This is a genomic window from Herbaspirillum sp. B65, from assembly GCF_000333555.1.
Taxonomy (GTDB): domain Bacteria; phylum Pseudomonadota; class Gammaproteobacteria; order Burkholderiales; family Burkholderiaceae_D; genus Herbaspirillum; species Herbaspirillum rubrisubalbicans.
Genome location: NZ_BADI01000255.1, coordinates 1 through 1,033, shown reverse-complemented (window position 1 = coordinate 1,033; position 1,033 = coordinate 1). Strand labels below are relative to the sequence as shown.

Here is a 1,033-nt window from a genome sequence, read left to right as displayed (position 1 = left end):
AGAGAAGAGCGCTTCTGGGCGCAGCCATTTGCATGGCCTTTGCGAGCAGCGCCATGAGCTTTTCGGCCTTGGCCGCGACAAACCACTGACCATGGGCTTCTCGCAGGTGGGCGCCGAGAGCGAATGGCGCACCGCCAATACGGTATCGATCAAGGAAGCCGCCAAAGCCGCCGGCGTCAATCTGAAGTTCGCCGACGCCCAGCAGAAGCAGGAAAACCAGGTCAAGGCAATCCGCTCCTTCATCGCGCAAAAAGTCGATGTGATTGCCTTCTCGCCGGTGGTGGAGTCGGGCTGGGAAACCGTGCTGCGTGAAGCCAAGGCGGCCAAGATTCCGGTGATCCTGACCGACCGCGCGGTCAACGTCAGTGACAAGTCGCTGTATGTCACCTTCATCGGTTCGGACTTCGTGGAAGAAGGTCGTCGTGCTGGTCGCTGGCTGCTGGAGAAGGCCAAGTCCATGCCGGCCGGTGACATCAATATCGTGGAACTGCAAGGCACCGTGGGTTCGGCTCCGGCCATCGACCGCAAGGCGGGCTTCGAGGAAATCATCAAGAGCGAACCGCGCCTGAAGATCATCCGTTCACAGACCGGCGACTTCACCCGCGCCAAGGGCAAGGAAGTGATGGAAGCCTTCCTCAAGGCCGAGGGCAAGAAGATCAACGTGCTCTTCGCCCATAACGACGATATGGCCATCGGCGCCATCCAGGCCATCGAGGAAGCGGGTCTGAAGCCGGGCAAGGACATCACCATCATCTCCATCGATGGCGTCAAGGGTGCCTTCGAAGCCATGATGGCCGGCAAGCTCAACGTGACCGTCGAGTGCAGCCCGTTGCTGGGTCCGCAACTGATGCAGATCGCCAAGGACATCAAGGCCGGCAAGGAAGTGCCCAAGCGCATCACCTACCGAGAAGGCGTCTTTTCCGGCTGAGTGGCGCCAANGNAATTCCCCANCCGCAGTATTGATGGATTGATGGCGGCATGACAGCCACGCGCGCACTGTCTCTCGCAGGGCGCGCGCGGTTGCTGTGCGTGC

General features: G+C 60.7%; 1 protein-coding gene. It reads left to right on the top strand.

Translation table 11 applies throughout. The features are described from left to right. Window positions 1–28 precede the first annotated feature (28 nt). Complete coding sequence (locus tag I5W_RS06730) at window positions 29–928, top strand: ABC transporter substrate-binding protein (RefSeq protein WP_374702124.1); 900 nt, start codon at window positions 29–31, stop codon at window positions 926–928. Window positions 929–1,033: the final 105 nt, after the last annotated feature.